The organism is Streptomyces angustmyceticus, from assembly GCF_019933235.1.
Taxonomy (GTDB): domain Bacteria; phylum Actinomycetota; class Actinomycetes; order Streptomycetales; family Streptomycetaceae; genus Streptomyces; species Streptomyces angustmyceticus.
Genome location: NZ_CP082945.1, coordinates 2,985,841 through 3,003,985, shown reverse-complemented (window position 1 = coordinate 3,003,985; position 18,145 = coordinate 2,985,841). Strand labels below are relative to the sequence as shown.

The window sequence follows — 18,145 nt, the reverse complement described above, 5'->3', positions numbered from 1 at the left end:
TCCGCAAGGACAGGAGTCGATTCATGTCGTCCCACCCCCCCTCCTCGGGCGATGTACGTGCGCTGTATGAGGAATTCCCCTACCCGCTGCCGAATTCCGGCACCGAGCCCATCTACGACGTGGCCATGGGCCTCGACCTGGTCCTTCCCTCCCTGGATGACTGTCAGGTGATGGACGCGGGATGCGGAACCGGGCACCGCCTGGTCGGCCTCGCCCTGCAGTACCCGGACACGGAATTCCTCGGCGTCGACTTCAGTGAGCATTCACTTTCGGTGGCCCGCGAGTTGGCGAAGAACCATGAATGTGACAACGTGAGCTTCCGGCACGCCGAGATCGGCGGTGAACACCTGGGGCGCGATTTCGATCTGATCACGAGCACGGGTGTTATTCACCATCTGGCCGATCCTGCAGGCGGCGCCGCATGGTTGCAGCAGCACCTGAAACGCGATGGAATAGCCTATACTTGGTACTACCATCCATACGGTGAATTCGACCGTCTGCTGAGCCGCCGGCTCGTCCACACGCTCATGGACCACTCCGTCGAGGACATCTCGAAGACGGTCCTCGCGGATCTCGGACTCGCTCTCTCGGTCGAGCAGTACGGAACGCGCACCTCTTTCGCGGAGGTCTCGGCGGAAACCCAACTCGCCGCCGACGCCGACGCCTATCTCCACCCGATTGTCAACGCCTACCGGTTCCAGGAAGCCGCGGACTTCTTCCGCGACGGCACGGACTGGACCGTCGTGCACGGCATCAACTGGGACGGCGGCTCCAGCCTCATCGACTCGGACCACTGGGCCGAGGGCGAGTTCGGCACGCTCGCGAGCAGTGATCTGTTCCAGAGCGGCCGGCTGCGCGAGGTCTTCGCCGGCATGCCCCCCGAGGTGCAGCTTGACTGCGTCGAACTCCGGCTCCGCCCGACCGGCTTCACGCTGCTCTCCGGCAATGAGGCCGGTCTCGACCGGTGCACGGCGCAGACCCGCGCCAACGTCCGCAACGCCAACCTTCTTCGTATGAGCGCCTGTTAGGGAGACACGACCATGATCACAGCTGGCCTCAAACTCACCCACAGCGGTGGACTGGCCCTCCTGGAGGACGACAAGCTCCTCTTCCACATCGAAGTGCAAAAGCTGGCGAACAACGCCCGCTACAGTCCGGTCGCCGATCTCCGCCTGATCCCCGAGATCCTCACCGAGCACGGGTTCAAGGTGTCCGACGTCGACCACTGGGCCCTCGACGGCTGGGACGGGGCGGACTACGGCCACCTCTCCGTCCTCGACCACGGCACGCCCCTGGAACTGAAGGTCGCGCCCTACCGCGAGAACGACACCATCAACAGTCTGGTCCGTCCCGGCGTCACCGGTGAACTCCCCATCGGCGGCACCACGGTGACGTACAACAGCTACGTCCACATGTCGAGCCATTTCGCGGCGGCCTACTGTTCCAGCCCGTTCGCCGCACGCGGGGAGAACTCCTTCGTCCTCGTCTGGGACGGCGGCTGCTTCCCGCGGCTGTACTTCGTGGACGCCGCGCGCGGCACCGTCGAGAACGGCGGCGAGGTCTTCCCGCTGATCGGTCACTCGTACGCCATGGCCGCCCAGTACTTCGGTCCGTGGGCCCGCAGGACCGGTGACCGATCCCAGGTCGTGGACGACCTCTCCGTCGCCGGCAAGCTCATGGCGTATATCGCCCTGGGCAAGCCGCAGGACGCCGTGCAGGAAGCCATGCGCGACGCCTTCCACCGGAACTTCGAGGCGCCGACCGACGCCGTCGCCGAGTACCGCCGTGACGTCATCGGCTGCGGCAGCACCGGTGAGCCCTCGCACCGCTACACGCACGCCTACCTCGGCGATGCGGCCGAGCGCATCGCCGCACTCGGCGTCTCGGACGAGGACGTCCTCGCGAGCATGCACCAGTTCATGGAGGAGCTCCTCGTCGAGCGGGTCGTCGAGAAGATCACGCGCTGGAAGGGTGAGGGTCCCTGGAACCTCAGCTTCGCCGGCGGCTGCGCCCTCAACATCAAGTGGAACAGCGCACTGCGCGCCCACCCGCTCTTCAACGACGTCTGGGTGCCGCCGTACCCCGACGACTCCGGCTCCGCCATCGGCACCGCATGCGCCGAGTACGCGCGCGGCAAGGGCGTCTCGGCCGTCCAGTGGCACCAGCGCCAGGGCCCTGCCCTGGTCCCGACCCCCCGCACGCCGGACGGCTGGACGGCCAGGGACTGCACCCCCGCGGAGGTCGCCCAGATCCTGCACGAGAGTGGCGAGCCGCTGGTGTTTTTGCGCGGCCGGGCAGAACTCGGCCCGCGCGCGCTCGGCGCCCGCAGCATCATCGCCCCGGCGAGCGACCCGTCGATGAAGGAGCTGCTGAACGACCTCAAGAAGCGCGAGCACTACCGCCCGGTGGCCCCCATCTGCCTGACCGAGCACGCCCCCGAGATCTTCGACCCGGGCACCCCGGACCCGTACATGCTCTTCGACCACGACGTGCGCCCCGAGTGGCTGGACCGCGTGCCCGCCATCACCCACCTCGACGGCACGGCCCGCCTGCAGACCGTCAGCAACGAGGACGACCCCGTGCTCGCCGAGATACTGCGCACCTACCACGAGTTGAGCGGCATTCCGGTGCTGTGCAATACCAGCGCCAACCTCAACGGCCACGGCTTCTTCCCGGACGCGGCGTCCGCCATGGAGTGGGGCCGCACCCGGTACGTCTGGGCCGACGGGGTGCTCTACAGCAAGGCCTGACGGGAGCCCGACCCGCCCCGGGCGGTGACCGGGCCCACGGGCCCGGTCCCGCCGCCGTCCTGACCGGAAAGCCACCTTCGCCCCGACCGGTTGTACCCCGAAAGGAAGATGACGCAGTGGATCGTTCGAACCACCCCAGAATTCACCACGTGGGAGTGCAGACCGCAGATCTGGACAACTGCTTCGACTGGTACCAGGAGTTCTTCGACGCCGAGAAGAAGTGGGAACTCGACCGCTTCTCCGAGCTCACCCTCAGCAGGCTGCCGGGCATCCGCAAGCTGATCGAGCTGGCCGTCGGAGAGATCCGGCTGCACCTCTTCGACCGCGCGGGCCACAACGGCAGAACGGCCGACGACGATGGATTCGTCTTCCAGCACGTGTGCATTCAGGTGGCCACGCCGCAGGAGCTTGCCGAGCGCCGCCGACGGTGGATCGAGCTCTACGAATCGGGGCGCTTCACCTTCGCCCGGCCGGAGATGCCGACCGAGATCGTCGTCGACGACGACGGCGTGCAGAGTCTCTACCTCCTGGACGTGAACGGCCTCGAGTACGAACTCAGCTACATACCGGACGGTCACCGATGACAAGTCTGAGCGACGGAACCCTGGTAGCCGAACCGCGCACCGCCGAGTGGGAGTTCGGAGACTTCGCCTACGGCCTGGAACCCCTGACGATGCCGCCGGTCGGATATGCGACCGTCTCGTCCGCCGTGGTCCCGAGCGCCCTGCCCCCCTGCAACCCCGACCTCGTCCTGTTCCGTCTGCGCCTCCTCGCGGACGGCGGGTCGCCGGATCTGCCGGCCATCCGCACGGACCCCACCGACGACCAGCTGTTCTGGTTCCGCTGGATCACGGGACATCAGATCACCTTTCTGATCTGGCACCTGATGGGAGAGATCCTGGACAGGAACGCGGGCCGGGAAACGCCGGACCGTGCCTCACTGGCCCGCCTGGAGACGTACGCGTACGGCTACTGCGCCATGTTGCTCTACACGGGATCCTGTCCGATCGACCTCTATCAGAGCCTGATCAGGCCCCGCATGCAACTCCAGCACCGCAGCTTCAGCGGGACCTGGGCCTCGGACTTCGTCCCCGTGCGCGGCCTGTTCCGAGGACGGGGCGTGGCCCGGGGAGACGCCCCGGAAGCCGCAGGGCTCGCCCGCGCCGTGGACGTCCACAAGACGATCCACGACGGCATCGCCGCACTCCTCGTACCCGAGGGCCGTTCCCTGCTGCAGCAGACCATGAAGGAGACCGTCGTCCGCCCCTCGGAGCGCACGGCGATCCTGTACGACAACTTCTTCATGACCCTGCGCGCGCCCGTGGACGCCGACGGCATCACCAGCCAACTCCTGCGCAGACTGGACGCGGTGGCGTCGGACGTCGCCGCCCGGGGCCTGTACCCACGGGGGGACGGCGGCGACGAGCGGCCCGAGGAGCTGCGCAGCACCGAGGTGGCCCGCTGCGAGAGCCGCATCGGGCACATCCTGCATGAGGTGGGCGAGGCTGCCGCCACTCCCGCCGAGCTGCTCTCGTAGCCGTGCGCCGCCTCATTCCCTTGTCCGGACCGCTGCTCAGGCTCACGGGGGTGAACTTCCTGGCCAGCATCGGCTTCGGAATGTACGCCTCCGGCAACGCGATCTACTTCACGCGCTACGTCGGGCTCCCGGTGTCCCAGGTCGGGATCGGCCTGACCGTCGCCGGCCTCGTCTGGCTGCCCCTCTCCATCCACCTGGGGCGGTTCGCCGACAAGGTCGGCGCGCGCGGGGCCACCGTCTTCATGGGCGTGGCACAGGTTCTGCTGCTCGTCGCCGCCACCGCGGTCCACGGGCTCGTGGAGTTCGTCGTTGTGGTCTCCCTCCTCGGCGTCTTCGTCCAGGGCGGCTGGATCTGCCGCGAGGCGCTGGTAGCGGAGATGACGGACAGCGAGGCCCGTGTGACGGTCTCCGCGTACCTGCGCAGCGCGTTCAATGTGGGGATCATCCTCGGCGCTCTCGCCGCCGGGCTCGCCCTCACTCTGGACGATGCGCCCGCCTATCTCGCGCTCATTCTGGGCAGCGCCTTGGCCGAGGCGGCGGCGACCGTCCTGTGCCTGGGGCTGCCGAAGCGGGCAGCCGGGCCGGAGTGGCGGGCCGACGTCGTGCCGATCCGCAACGCCGTGCGCGATGTGCCCTACCTGACGCTGTCGGTCCTGTACGGCCTGCTCGCCGTCGGGGACATCGTGCTGCGTATCGGGATCCCGCTGTGGATCGTGACGCACTCAGGCCTGCCCAGCGGGCTCGGAGCCTGGCTCTACGGCCTGAACGCCGTCCTGGTCGTGGCCCTGCAGGTGCCGCTCAGCCGGGCCGCGGAGACCTTCGGCGGAGTGCGCAGGCTGCTGCTCCTCGCGAGCTTCGCCTCCACGGTGTCGTGCCTGGCCATCGCCGTGAGCACCGGAATGCCCGCCCTGGTCGGCGTGAGCGCGCTTGTGGTCTCTGTGGTGCTCCTTTCGCTGAGCGAGGTGTGGAGTTCCGCCGCGGGCTGGAAGCTCCGGTACGAACTCGCGCCGCCGCAGGCCCAGGGCACCTGGGGTGGGGTCTTCGCGCTGGGCAGCTCGATCAACCTCGTCCTCGGCCCCGCCGTGGTCACGCTCGTCGTCGAGCGGTACGCGGCGACGGGCTGGGCGGCGCTCTCCGCGGGGTTCCTCCTGGTGGCCGCGGCGGTCGTGCCCGCTATGGCGTGGGCGCTGCGGACGAGGGCCACCGGCCGGGCAGGGGCGCCGCGCGAGGTCGCAGGCTCCCCACAGACGAAAGAGGCCAAGACGAAAGGGGTCAAGTCGTGATGGACGCCAACGAATACGATGTGGCGGACGCTGTGCTCGCCGCGGCGCACCGCCACCCCCAGCGGCCCGCGTTGGCCACCGGGGCCGAGACCTGGACCTACGCCGAACTGGTGGGCCACGCACGGCGTGTCGAGCGGTGTCTGCGAGACTGCGGCGTCCGGGTTGGTGACGTGGTAGCCGTCCAGGGCCGCAGAAGCCCACGGGTCGTGGCGGCGCTGCTGGGCGTCCTGCTGGCCGATGCCGCGTACCTCGCGCTCGGCGAGCACGTGCCCGCCGCCCGCCTGCGCCACATGCTCGACGAGGCCGCGCCCCGCCTGGTGCTCGCCGAGGAGACCGCGGACCAGGAGCTGTTCCGGCACGGCGGCGCCCCGGCCGTGGTCACGCATGACGAGGCGCGCGGCCACGAACCCGCCCCGGAGCGGCGCACCGCCTCCACCGAGCGCGATGACATCGCCGCCTACCTCGTGCACACCTCGGGAACGACCGGCGTTCCCAAGGGTGTGGTCATCACCAGACGCTCCCTGGCGGCGCACCGCCGAGCCGTCCACCAGCTCTTCGAGCTGGCCCCCGACGACCGGGTCCTGCAGGCATCCTCACTCGCGTTCGACGTGGCCGCTGAGGAGATCTGGCCCACTCTCACCGCCGGAGCCCTGGTCGACATCCTCCCCACGGGCCTGGGTGAGGTGAGCTACGACCGGTTCAGCCGCATCGTCCACGGTCGCGGCATCACGGTGTGCAACCTGCCCGCCTCATACTTCAGCGGCTGGGCCGCCCACCTCGACGAGAGCGGCACGGCGCTGCCCACGCTGCGCCTGGTCGTCGCGGGCAGCGAGGAACTGCCGGTCGAGGCGGCCCGAGCCTGGTGCTCCGCAGAGCGCGCCCGCCTCGTGCACGCCTACGGGGTCTCCGAGGCAACGATTACCTCGGTGGCGTGCGACGTGACCCCGGACCTGACGACGGGGGAGCGGATCCCTATCGGCGCGGCGCTGCCCGGCGTGCGCACGGCGGTCGTCGACGAGCGGGACTCCCCGGTACCCGCGGGCACCGAGGGGGAGCTGCTCATCGGCGGACCCGGTGTCGCCCTCGGCTACCTCGGCACGGACCCGCTCCCCGAGGACCGCTTCCTTCGGACGGCCGTCGCCGGAGCCGGGCAGGGCCCCTGGTACCGGACCGGGGACTGGGTGCGTGAGGAACGCGGCCTGCTCCACTTCCTCGGACGCGTCGACGACCAGCTCAAGATCAACGGCGTACGGGTCGAACCTGGTGAGATCGCCGCGGTGCTGGCCGCCCAGCCCGCGGTGACGGACGCCAAGGTGTTCCGGATCGGCGAGACCCTCGTCGGCTGCGTGTGCACCCCGCACCCCGTCGACCGGGAGGCGATGACCGGCCGGCTGCGCCCCGTACTGCCACCGGCCATGGTCCCCGCTGAGATCCTCGGCTGGGACGCATTCCCCCTCACCGAGGGCGGCAAGGTGGACGTACGGGCCCTGCGAGCGGCGGCCACGGCCCGGCTCGACGAGGGTGTCGCGCCCGCCGGCGCCCCGGGCGTGCGGACCGTCCTGCGGCGGCTGTGGCAGGAGGTGCTGGGAGCGCCCGAAGTCGGCGCCGACTCCGACTTCTTCGCGCTCGGCGGCGGCTCGCTGTCGGCAGCCCGGCTCTCCAGCGCCCTTCTCAGGGAGACCGGCGTCACCGTCAAGCTCAGGACGGTCTTCGCCCATCCGCGCTTCGGCGACTACCTCCAGCAGGTCGAGCTCGCCTCCGACCGGCAGGCCTGAACAGATCGGATCACGGTGACCAGCCAGCAACGTGCGCAGCGGACGGCAAACACGCCGCACGCCAGCCACCCGATGTCGTTCGAGCAGGAGTCGATCTGGCTCAACGACCAGTTTCAAAAAGGCCGTTCACGGTACGTCGAGTCATGGGCCCACCGCATCAGCGGCCGCATCGACGTGCCCGCCGCCGAGGCCGCGCTCTCCGAGATCGTCCGGCGTCACGAGGCGCTGCGCACCCGCCTCCACCTGGCCGCGGACCGGCCTGTGCAGACCGTGCTTCCCGCGGGGCCGATCACGGTCACCAGGCGGTCGGTGCCCGGCGACCAGCTGGACGAGGCCCTGCGCGAGGCGCTCGCCGCGCCGCTCCCGCTCGACGCCCCGCCGCTTCTCAGGGCGTACCTCTTCGAACCGACCGGCAGCGTGGACGGCGACGCGGTGCTCCTCGTCGTCCTGCACCACGCGGCCATGGACGGCACCAGCCTGCACCTGCTCGACGCCGAGTTCAGTGCCTGCTACCGGGCCGCCCTCGCGGGCACCGGGCACGGCCTGCCGGAACTGCCGCAGCAGATGGGCGGATACGCGGAGCGGCGGCGCCGCACGGCGCGCCTGACGGACGCCGCACATCTGGCGTACTGGCGGACCGCGCTGCGCGACGCACCTGACGAGACGGCCTTCCCCACCGACCATCCGCGGGCTGCGGTGATGAGTCACCGCGGCGGACAGGTCGAGTTCACCCTCGACGACGAGGTGGCCCGTGGTATCGGCGCTCTCGCAAAACAGCGCCACAGCTCGCCGTACGTGGTGCTGCTCGCCGCCCTGACGGCGCTCACGCACCGGTTGAGCGGGCAGCGGGACCTGGTTATCGGGACTCCGGTCTCCCTGCGGGACGAGCCCGCGCTCGACTCGGTGATCGCCTGCCTGGCCGAGGTGCTGCCGATTCGTCAGAAAGTGACGCCAACCGCGTCGTTCGCCTCGCTGGTTTCCGCCACCCAGGACGTCGTCCTGGACGCGGTCGAGCACCGTGAGGTCTCCTTCGGCCGGCTCGTCGGTGAGCTGGGGGTGGAGCGCACGCTCAGCAGGTTCCCGCTCTTCCAGATCGTCTTCACCGCAGACTCCCAGGAGGCCGCGGGTCTGGGCCTGCCCGACGCGAGCACCGAGCGGCTGTCGCTCCACAACGGCACAGCGAAGTACGACGTCTTCCTGAGCGTGGTACCGCAGGGCGATGGGTTCCGTGGCTTCCTGGAGTACTCGTCCGACCTGTTCGATCGGCGCACCGCCGAACTCCTGGCGGAGCGCTACCAGACGGTGCTCACGCACGCGGTGGCTCGCCCCGAAACCGCACTGGCGGACCTGCGGATCCTGTCCGACGCCGAGGAGCGGCTCATCCACGGATGCTGGACGTCAGGACCGGACGCGGATGGCCCCATACCCCTCGTGCACACGGTCTTTGCCGACGAAGCGCGGAAGACTCCGAACGCGCCCGCAGTGGTGCGGGGCGAGGACACCCTGTCTTACCGGGACCTCGACGCGTCGGCCGAGGCCGTCGCGGCGCTGCTCGTCGAGCGGGGGCACGCGGGCCACCGGGTGGCCCTCTGCGTGGAACGCACCTTCGACCTGCCGGTCGCGGTCCTCGCCGTGCTCAAGGCGGCGGGCGCCTGCGTGCCGTTGGACGTCGGCTACCCGGCTGAGCGCATCGCGTACATGCTCCGGGACAGCGGCGCCACGGCGCTGGTGACCCGACGCTCCGTGGCCGCAGGACTGACGCTTCCCGGCGACCTCCCCGTGACCTTCCTGGACGATGTCCCGACGCCCAGGACCGCCGCGGGCGGGGACGCGGAGTCGCCGGCGGCCCTCCCCGCCGCCCGTGACGAAGACATCGCGTATGTGCTCTACACCTCCGGATCCACCGGCCGCCCCAAGGGGGTGGCCCTGCCGCACCGTTCGCTGGCGGGCCTCGTCGACTGGCAGCGCCGCCGCTCCGGCTCCGGTCCCGGCGCCCGTACCCTGCAGTTCGCGCCGCTCAGCTTCGACGTCGCCTTTCAGGAGCTCTTCGCCACCTGGGCCTCGGGAGGCGCCGTCGTCCTCATCGACGACGACGTGCGCACGGACCCCGAGCGGCTGTGCGACATGCTGAGCGTGCACCGCGTCGAGCGGCTCTTCCTGCCGTATGTCGCCCTGCAACAGCTCGCCCGCTACGCGTGCGCCGAACAGCGCCGGTGCCCCTCGCTCAAGGAAGTGGTGACCGCCGGGGAACAGCTCTTCGTCACGCCCGCGATCCGAAGGTTCTTCACCGATCTCGCCCACGCGTCACTGGAGAACCAGTACGGCCCGACGGAGACACACGTGGTCACCGCCGAGCGCCTCACAGGGCCCCCCGCGTCCTGGCCCGATCGCCCCTCCATCGGCCGCCCCGTCCCGGGCGCCCGCGTGTATGTGCTCGACGGCGCCATGCGGCCGTGCCCGGTCGGCTCAACCGGAGAACTCTACGTCGGCGGCCGGGCCCCCGCGCAGGGCTACCTCGGTCTTCCGGAACTCACCGCCGAGCGGTTCCTCCGCGATCCCCACGCGCCGGAGCCGGGCCGCGTCTACCGCACCGGAGACCTGGCCAGGCTGCTGCCAGACGGCCGCATCGAACTCCTCGGCCGTACCGACGACCAGGTCAAGATCCGCGGCCACCGCGTGGAGACCGGCGAAGTCGAGTCCGCCGTCAAGGCCGTGCCCGGAGTGGCCGACGCCGTGGTGGTCTCCACCGAAGGGGCACCGGGGGAGGGCAGACGTCTCGCCGTGGGCTACCTCCCCACCGCCGGGGACGGCCTCACCCCCGAGGCCCTGCGGTCCGCGCTCCGCGACCGCCTGCCCTCCTTCATGGTGCCGGCGGTCTGTGTGCCGCTGGCCTCCTTCCCTTTGACGCCCAGCGGCAAAGTGGACAGGGCGGCGCTCGCTCGCGACCGCTCCGGCACGGCGGTCGCGCCCCCGCAGGGCGAGCCCGCCCGCACGCCCACCGAGAAGAGGGTCACCGAGCTGTGCGCGGCGGTACTGGGAGTCGGCAGTGCCGGCGTCGAGGACGACTTCTTCGCCCACGGCGGAGACTCTCTGCTGGCCGTGCGGCTCGCCCTCGCCCTGCGTGAGGAGTTCGGCGTCGCGGTCCCCATGAACTGCGTGTTCACCGCGCCCACGCCCGTGGCCCTGACCCGGCTCGTGGACCGGCTCGGGCAGCGGCCGGACACACCGGCCCTGACGGCCGACCTGGTCCTGCCGCCGGACATCGTGCCCGCGCAGCAGGTGCTGCCTGTCGTCACCAACCCCAAGGAGGTGCTGCTCACCGGCGCCACCGGCTTCCTCGGCGCCTTCCTCCTGCGCGAACTCCTCGCACATACGTCGGCCCGGGTGCACTGCCTCGTCCGAGGCACGGACCAGGCGCACGCGGCCGCACGGCTGCGCGCGGCGCAGGAGGCGTACGGCATCGCGGATGAGGAGGCACAGGAGCGGATCGTCGTCCATGCCGGCGACCTCGCGCTGCCCCGGCTCGGCCTCTCTGAGGAGGCATTCGACCGGCTGGCGCGCACTGTGGACGTTGTCCACCATGCGGGAGCCAGCGTCAATCTTGCCCAGGCGTACGCCCAGTCGCGACTAGCGAACGTTCGCGGCACGGTCGAGGTGCTGCGACTCGCTGCGGCCCATCGCACGGTTCCCGTTCATCACATCTCGACTGTCGGAGTGTTCGCGGGACGCGCGCTCACCGGCCGCCGGATCGGGCCCGACGAACCCCTCACCCCGGTGGAGGCGCTCGTGCACGGCTACACCCAGAGCAAGTGGGTGGCCGAGCGGCTGGTCGAGACCGCGCGGGAACGCGGCCTGCCGGTGACCGTGTACCGGCCGACCCGCATCGCGGGAGACGCCACCACCGGCGCCTGCCAGAGCGCGGACTTCCTGTGGCTGCTCCTCAAGGGCTGCGCGCAGGCGGGCCTCGCGCCGCGCCTCGACGACGTCGCCTTCGACCTGGTTCCGGTGGACCATGTCAGCCGCGCCGTCGTCGCCCTGGCGAGCACCCCCGAGGCGGCAGGCAGGAGCTTCCACCTGGCTGGTGAGCGGCTCATGTCGTTCAGCCGGGCCGTCGCGTGCCTGCGACGCGCGCTGGCCCTGCCCATCACGGACGTCCCCGTAAAGGAGTGGCTGCGCGCCATCGAGGCCATGCCCGACAACGCGGCCTTCCCGCTGCTCGGCGTCATGGGCGACGGCCGGGACGACGACCCCGAGGGCAGCGTGCGCTTCGACACGGCCGACACCCGTCTGCTGCTGCGCGGCACGGGCATCGCCTGCCCGGACATCGACGAGAAGGTCTTCACGGGCTACGTCCGGTATTTCGCCGAGTCCGGATTCCTGCCGACTCCGCGCGACGAGGGGAGTCGGCGATGAGCCCTTCGGTACCGGGCCCGACCGCACCGCGGATCCTGCTGCTCGGCGGGACCGCGGAGAGTGCGCGGAAGGCGGCGGAATGCGGCCTCTGCGTCGTGAATGTCGACAAGCCCGTCCTGTTCGAACCCGCCGCCAGGAAACACTGCGCGCAGACCCACCTGATCGACTACCAGGACATCGGCCTGGTCACCACGCTGGCCAGAGCGCTCCACCAACACGCCCCGTTCACCCGGGTCCTGAGCCAGACGGAGGCGGGCCCCCTGGTGGCGGGGCACCTCACCACCGTCCTGGGCATCGCGGGGAACGGCGTCGGTGTCGCCCGCGTGCTCCACGACAAGCTCGCCCTGCGCGACCTCCTGAACACCCGGGGCCTGGGCAGTGTCGCCGCGCGCCGCGGGACCTCCTGCCAAGCGCTGCGGGACTTCGTCGCGCACCACGGCGGGGCGGTGGTGAAGCCGACGAAAGGGTCGGGAAGCCTGGCGGTGCGCAAGGTCCGCTCGGCCGGCGAAGCGACCGAGGCCTGGGACTGGCTGGCCTCGTACGGCGTACGTCACTTCATGGTCGAGGAACTCCTCGCCGGCCCCGAACTCAGCGTTGAGACCTTCTCCGTGGACGGCAGGCACACCGTCCTCGCGATCACCGGCAAGGACAACGGCGACGGCGTGGTGGCACTGGGCCACGTGGTCCCGGCGGAGCTGAACCAGGAGGAGGCGTCGGCGGTCGCCGCACTCACGTGTCGGATGCTGGACGCTGTCGGCCTGGTCGAGGGCCCCGCGCACACGGAGGTCATCCTCACCGCCGACGGGCCGCGCGTGGTGGAGTCCCACAACCGCTGTGCCGGAGGCCACATCAACGAACTCGTGGCCATGGTGCACGGCGTCGACCTGGAGCGGCTCACCTACCGACTCGCGGGCCCCGACCCGGTCACCGTCCCGGAACCGGCGGCCGACGGCGCCGCCGCGGTGCGCTTCCTCACTCCGCCCGCCGGGCGCGTGGAGTCGGTCGAGGGCGTGGACGAGGCCCGCGCGGCGGCCGGCGTGGTGCGCGTCGAGGTCAAGGTCGAACCCGGCCAGGACGTCCGCCCGCTGCACTGGTCGGAGGACCGGTCCGGGGTGGTCGTGGTGCGCGCGGAGAACAGCGCGGCCGCCGCGCGTAGGGCCCGCCAGGTCGCCGAGTCGATCGAGATACGTACCGAGCCGTCCGAGCAGGAGCCCGCGACGACGATGGGCGAACTGCTCGCCGCCGTGGACGAGGTGCTCGATCCGTTCGCTCAGGATCCGTATACCCACGGCCCGTCCGCCCAGGATTCACTCGCCCAGCAGGAAGGACCCCACGCATGCGCGCCACTGTCATCCACGCCTCCCGCGACGTACGGGTAGAGGAGGTGCCGGACCCGGTGATCCGGCAGCCCACCGACGCCGTGGTGCGGGTTGTACTCTCCTGCGTCTGCGGCACCGACCTGTGGGCCTACCGGGGCGTGGCCGACTTCGAGCCGGGGCAGCGCACCGGCCACGAGTTCGTCGGCATCGTCGAGGACGTCGGCACCGATGTCGGGGGCTGCGTCGTCGGCGACCTGGTCGTCGTGCCGTTCGTCTGGTCGGACGGCGAGTGCGGCTACTGCGCCGAGGGGCTGACCACGTCGTGCGAGCGGGGCGGCTTCTGGGGCACGCAGGGATCAGACGGCGGCCAGGGCGAGGCGGTCCGGGTGCCGTATGCCGACGGCACCCTCGTACGCCTCCCGAACGAGGCGGCGTCCGACCGGCGGCTGCTCACCGCCCTCCTGACGCTGTCCGACGTGCTGGGGACCGGCCACCACGGCGCGGTCGGCGCGGGCGCGGGGCCCGGCACGACGGTAGCCGTCGTCGGCGACGGCGCGGTCGGACTCTGCGGGGTCCTGGCCGCCAAGCGCCTGGGCGCCGAACGGATCATCGCGCTCGGTCGGCACCCCTCCCGTACGGACGTCGCCAGGTCCTTTGGTGCGACCGACGTCGTCCCCGAGCGCGGAGAGGCGGCGATCGAGGCCGTGCGCGAACTGACCCGCGGCCGCGGCGTGCCCGCGGTCATCGAGGCCGTGGGGACCGCACAGTCCCTGTGGACGGCGGTACAGATCGTCAGAGACGGCGGCTCGATCGGTTGCGTCGGCGTGCCGCACGGCAGCGACACGGGCCTGGACTTGAGCGACGTCTTCGAGCGGAACGTCGCGCTGCGCGGCGGCGTCGCGCCGGTGCGGACCTACATCCCCCAGCTGCTGCCCGACGTGCTCGACGGGGTGATCGACCCGTCGCCGGTGTTCGACCTGACGGTCGGACTCGAAGGAGTGCCCGGCGGCTACAAGGCGATGGACGAGCGAACGGCCCTGAAGGTACTCGTCAGCTATTGAACTCCCGCCACAGCAAGCCATATTGACCCCCATCGACCTATATCGACGAAACGAATGGAGCGACCGTGACCAAGTGCCCCGACAGTGTTGTCTCATGCGTCGACATGAACGGCGACGAACTGGCCGAAGGCGTACTCCGGTACGCGTTCCGCCAACTGCTCGGCAACAACGGATACGTACATGTCGTCGACGTCCCCGAGTCCTTCGACCACGTGGCCTTCCTCCGGGAGCTGGGCACGTTCCAGCCCACGCCCACCGGCACCGTCGTCGGGGACGTGAAGCCCGAGTGGGGCATGGATGACGTCAACCACGGCCAGAACCGCGGAGGGTTGCAGCCCCACACGGAGGGATACGAGTTCCGCGGCACGCCGCCGCGGTATCTCGCGTTGTGGTGCGTCAGGCCGGCCGAGGGGCGCGGCGGCGAGACCACGATGCTCGACGGCGACCGTGTGCTCGCGGAGTTTGACGAGAGCGAGCGGCAGCACTTCCTCGAGACCGTGTACCAGTGGAAGTCCACGGAGGGCCTCGCCCGCCGCGGTGTGGTGCCCACGGCGGAGCACCCGGTCCTGGAGGAGCGCGACGGCGAGCTGATCTTCCGGTACTCGACGAGCTACTTGGAGATCCCGGAGGGCGACGAGCTGGCACGGCGTCTCATCGACCGCGGAGGTGCCCTCTACGAGGAGAACCACATCGCCATCCGCTACAAGAAGCGGGACCTCGTGGTCTGGGACAACTGGCGGATGCTGCATTCCCGCAACGCCTTCGAGGACCCACAGCGGCACCTCAAGCGCGTCCAGATCGCAGGCTGACCCCCGAAAGGCAGGCACCACCATGAACGGCGCCCGAGCAGTGCTTAACACCCTTGTGCACGGCGGTATCGACGTCTGTTTCACAAATCCGGGCACCTCCGAGATGCACCTCATCGCAGGCATGGTCTCGACGCCGGAGATCCGCGGCATCCTCTGTCTGTTCGAGGGGGTGGCGACGGGCGCCGCTGACGGGTACGGCCGGATGGCGGGAAAGCCCGCCTCGACGCTCCTGCACATGGGACCAGGCCTCGGCAACGGTCTCGCGAACCTGCACAACGCCCGCCGCGCGGGTACGCCGCTGATCAATATGGTGGGCGACCACGCGACATACCACAAACCGTTCGACGCGCCCCTGGACTCCGACATCGAGAGCATGGCCGGGACGGTATCGGCGTGGGTGCGCCGGACCGGGAGTTCCGCCGACGCCGGGCAGGACGCCGCCGACGCCGTTCGGGCCGCGCGGACTCCGGTCGGCCATCTACCCGGCGGCGTCGCCACGCTCGTCCTGCCGTCCGACGTCTGCTGGTCCGAGGGCGGCGTCGCCGTGCCCGTGCCCGCCGCGCAGGCCCCGTCGTTCGACGAGGTCGCGGTGGAGCGGATCGCCAAGACCCTGCGCGAGAACGAGGGGTGCCTCCTGCTCATCGGGGGCGGCAACATGCGGCGTGCGGGCCTGGCGGCGGCGAGCCGCATCGCCGCGGCGACCGGGGTCGACGTCCTGGCCGAGAAGTCCCCGGCGCGACACGAGAGAGGAGCGGGCCTCCCGCGCTTCGACCGGCTGCCCTACCCCAGGGACCTGGCGGTACGACGCCTCGCCGGGGCGCGGCACCTCATCCTCGCCGGCACGCGCGAGCCCGTCTCGTTCTTTGCCTACCCGGGCAAGCCGAGCACCCTGATCCCGTCCGGGTGCGAGGTGCACGACCTCGGCGCGGCATCCGGCGCGCTCGAATACCTGGCGGACCTAGTGGCACCCGGCACCGCGCCGCTCGTCACCGACGAGCACAGGCCGGCGCTGCCGAGCGGGGAGCTGACGGCGGAGAAGGCCGCGGCCGTCATCGGCGCGCTCCTGCCGGAGGGGGCCGTCGTCGTCGACGAGGCCATGACGTCCGACCAGTGGCTGCCGAGCGCCACGGCCGGCGCGCCCTTGCACGACTGGCTCAACATCACCGGCGGTTCGATCGGTATGGGTATGCCGGTTGCCACGGGCGCGGCCGTCGCCTGCCCGGACCGTCCTGTCCTCAATCTGGAGGCGGACGGCAGCGCGATGTACACCCTCCAGTCGCTGTGGACGCAGTCGCGCGAGGGCCTCGACGTGACCACGGTCGTCTTCAACAACGCCTCGTACGCGATCCTCGACTCCGAGCTGCGTCGGGTCGGGGCGTTCGAGGGCGAAGACGTTCGGCGCAGCCGGTCGCTCATCGACATCCCCGGGCTCGACTTCGTCGCGCTGGCGAAGGGTATGGACGTACCCGCCACGCGGGCCCGCACGACCGAGGAGTTCACCCGTCAGCTGCGCGCGGCCGCCGCAGAACCCGGTCCGCACCTCATTGACGCGGTGGTGCCGCCCGTGACGGGTGGCTCCTGATTGCGAGGCCGCCGCTGCGCATTTCCAAAAACCGCTCCCGACCGATCCCCCCGAAAGGAAGTACGGTGCCCACTCCCGTGTTCCGGCAGGTCTCCCTCCTGCCCGGAGTCTGGCCGTCCCCCGGCCTTCTCGATGCCCTTCGCCCGCTGAGCGAGCGGCCACCGCTGCACCTGACCCAGTGGCCTTCACCGGATTCGGAGACCGGAGAGCGGTTCGCGCGGACGGACGCCCTGCTGGCGGGCTGGAAGGACCAGCTCGACTCCGGGCGCCTGAGTCAGCTGCCCGCCCTGCGCTACGTGGGTCTGCGCGCCACGTCCACCGACCGCGTCGACCTGGACCACACCCGGCGTGAGGGCATCACCGTGTCGCCCATCTACGGCTACGGCGACATTGGCACGGTCGAGTTCGTGATCGAACAGTTCTTGGACCATGCGCGGCACGGTGAGGATGCACCAGGGGAGTTGGCGGGGCGCCGCCTGGGGCTCATCGGCTATGGGCCCGTGGCCCGGCGCGTCGGCACGGTGGCTGCCGCGCTGGGCATGGAGGTCATCTTCCATACGCCGACCCCCCGCTCCGAGCCGGAGGGAGTGGCACGCTGGGCTCCGCTCGCCGAGGTGCTCGGCTCCGCGGACTGCCTGTCCTTCCATTCACCGGCCTACCGGCACGTCGTCACCCTTCAGGATCTGTGTCTCGTCCCCGGGGACGCCTTCGTCGTCGTGACGACGCTGGGGCTGCCCATGGCGGAAAGCGATCTGCACAGCTGGCAGTCGGGCCGCACAGGTCGTGTGGTCCTGGATTTGTGCGCGGCACACGCCGCCGGCGACGCCGTGCGAAGGCTACCGGGCATCGACGTGCACGATCTCTACGCGGCACGGACCACCGAGTCGGTGACGCGGGCAGAGACCCGACTGGTGGAGAACCTCACGGCAGCGCTTCGCTCGTGAGACGGGCCGCACAGGAGGACACCGTGATACCGAGCATGGGGAGGACACCGTGATACCGAGCATGGGAAGGAAGCGGCATGACTGAGCGAAAGCCCCCTGGGCTCAGCTACGAATCCTGGATCGACAAGCAGATCCGCGAGGCGGAGCAGCGGGGTGAGTTCGCCCAGCTGCCGGGCGTGGGAAAACCCCTGCCCCACGCGAGCGTGCCCTACGACGAGCAGTGGTGGATCAAGAAGAAGATGGCTCAGGAGGGCTCCACCGCGATACTCCAGCCCACTCTCGCGTTGCGCAAGGAGATCGAGGACGTCCTGGCCGAGGCAGCCGGAGCGCCGTCCGAACGGCGTGTACGCGAAATCCTCGAGCCGGTCAACGAGAAGATCGCTGCCAACCTGCGCATGCCGCCGCCGGGCCCGCCGCTCGGCTGCCCGCTGATCGATATCGACGAGGTCGTGGCCCAGTGGCGGCAGGCACGCAGTAAGGACGGCAGCCGGCCGCAGAACGGCATAGGGGCAGGTTCCTCCGGCGGACACCGCGAGGAACCCGTTCCGGCCCTCCCTGCGGAAGGCCGACCCCCGTCGGGCGGCCGCAGATGGAAGCTCCGAATCCTCCCTTCGCGGCGCCGCGGCTGAGGGAACACGCGCACGCGTGCCTTTGGCGCCGTCACCAGAACGA

General features: G+C 70.6%; 12 protein-coding genes and 1 pseudogene. All 13 read left to right on the top strand.

What is annotated here, in order from left to right:
* Nucleotides 1-23: 23 nt before the first annotated feature.
* Nucleotides 24-1,028 (top strand): class I SAM-dependent methyltransferase, encoded by a 1,005-nt coding sequence (locus tag K7396_RS13485; protein WP_086716561.1) that lies wholly within the window; start codon nt 24-26, stop codon nt 1,026-1,028.
* Between the two features lie 12 nt (nt 1,029-1,040).
* Complete coding sequence (locus K7396_RS13480) at nt 1,041-2,750, top strand: carbamoyltransferase N-terminal domain-containing protein (protein ID WP_086716560.1); 1,710 nt, start codon at nt 1,041-1,043, stop codon at nt 2,748-2,750.
* A gap of 149 nt (nt 2,751-2,899) precedes the next feature.
* Nucleotides 2,900-3,334: a VOC family protein gene (locus K7396_RS13475; protein ID WP_086716559.1), complete on the top strand. Its 435-nt coding sequence runs from the start codon at nt 2,900-2,902 to the stop codon at nt 3,332-3,334.
* Nucleotides 3,331-4,287, top strand: a complete 957-nt coding sequence (locus K7396_RS13470; protein ID WP_086716558.1) for a hypothetical protein — start codon at nt 3,331-3,333, stop codon at nt 4,285-4,287. Before K7396_RS13475 ends, K7396_RS13470 begins: the two co-directional genes overlap by 4 nt.
* Before the next feature lie 50 nt (nt 4,288-4,337).
* Entirely contained in the window at nt 4,338-5,570 is a 1,233-nt protein-coding gene (locus K7396_RS13465) for an MFS transporter (protein ID WP_086716557.1), read from the top strand.
* Nucleotides 5,570-7,345, top strand: a complete 1,776-nt coding sequence (locus K7396_RS13460) for a non-ribosomal peptide synthetase (RefSeq protein WP_086716556.1) — start codon at nt 5,570-5,572, stop codon at nt 7,343-7,345. Before K7396_RS13465 ends, K7396_RS13460 begins: the two co-directional genes overlap by 1 nt.
* A gap of 15 nt (nt 7,346-7,360) precedes the next feature.
* Nucleotides 7,361-11,758: a non-ribosomal peptide synthetase gene (locus K7396_RS13455; protein ID WP_143589050.1), complete on the top strand. Its 4,398-nt coding sequence runs from the start codon at nt 7,361-7,363 to the stop codon at nt 11,756-11,758.
* A complete protein-coding gene (locus K7396_RS13450; protein WP_086716554.1) occupies nt 11,755-13,137 on the top strand; it encodes an ATP-grasp domain-containing protein in 1,383 nt (460 codons plus the stop codon). Before K7396_RS13455 ends, K7396_RS13450 begins: the two co-directional genes overlap by 4 nt.
* Nucleotides 13,095-14,138, top strand: a complete 1,044-nt coding sequence (locus K7396_RS13445; protein WP_086716553.1) for a zinc-binding dehydrogenase — start codon at nt 13,095-13,097, stop codon at nt 14,136-14,138. Before K7396_RS13450 ends, K7396_RS13445 begins: the two co-directional genes overlap by 43 nt.
* Before the next feature lie 104 nt (nt 14,139-14,242).
* The gene (locus K7396_RS13440; RefSeq protein ID WP_143589049.1) at nt 14,243-14,947 is read left to right on the top strand and encodes a TauD/TfdA dioxygenase family protein; all 705 of its coding nucleotides are present in this window, start codon (nt 14,243-14,245) and stop codon (nt 14,945-14,947) included.
* A 22-nt stretch (nt 14,948-14,969) separates the two neighbouring features.
* Nucleotides 14,970-16,529, top strand: coding sequence for an acetolactate synthase large subunit (locus K7396_RS13435; RefSeq protein WP_086716551.1), 1,560 nt, complete (start codon nt 14,970-14,972; stop codon nt 16,527-16,529).
* Nucleotides 16,530-16,594: 65 nt separating this feature from the next.
* Nucleotides 16,595-17,473 carry an NAD(P)-dependent oxidoreductase gene (locus K7396_RS13430; protein ID WP_158101098.1) on the top strand — a complete coding sequence of 293 codons (879 nt, stop codon included), beginning with the start codon at nt 16,595-16,597 and terminating at the stop codon, nt 17,471-17,473.
* A gap of 77 nt (nt 17,474-17,550) precedes the next feature.
* Nucleotides 17,551-17,952: pseudogene (locus K7396_RS13425) on the top strand (DnaJ family domain-containing protein); the annotation flags it as partial.
* Between the last annotated feature and the right edge of the window lie 193 nt (nt 17,953-18,145).

Bases quoted from the DNA above. Each gene is read 5' to 3' on its own strand.
- K7396_RS13485 (WP_086716561.1), top strand. From the start codon at position 24: ATGTCGTCCCACCCCCCCTCCTCGGGCGATGTACGTGCGCTGTATGAG.
- K7396_RS13480 (WP_086716560.1), top strand. From the start codon at position 1,041: ATGATCACAGCTGGCCTCAAACTCACCCACAGCGGTGGACTGGCCCTC.
- K7396_RS13470 (WP_086716558.1), top strand. From the start codon at position 3,331: ATGACAAGTCTGAGCGACGGAACCCTGGTAGCCGAACCGCGCACCGCC.
- K7396_RS13460 (WP_086716556.1), top strand. From the start codon at position 5,570: ATGGACGCCAACGAATACGATGTGGCGGACGCTGTGCTCGCCGCGGCG.
- K7396_RS13450 (WP_086716554.1), top strand. From the start codon at position 11,755: ATGAGCCCTTCGGTACCGGGCCCGACCGCACCGCGGATCCTGCTGCTC.
- K7396_RS13445 (WP_086716553.1), top strand. From the start codon at position 13,095: ATGCGCGCCACTGTCATCCACGCCTCCCGCGACGTACGGGTAGAGGAG.
- K7396_RS13440 (WP_143589049.1), top strand. From the start codon at position 14,243: ATGAACGGCGACGAACTGGCCGAAGGCGTACTCCGGTACGCGTTCCGC.
- K7396_RS13435 (WP_086716551.1), top strand. From the start codon at position 14,970: ATGAACGGCGCCCGAGCAGTGCTTAACACCCTTGTGCACGGCGGTATC.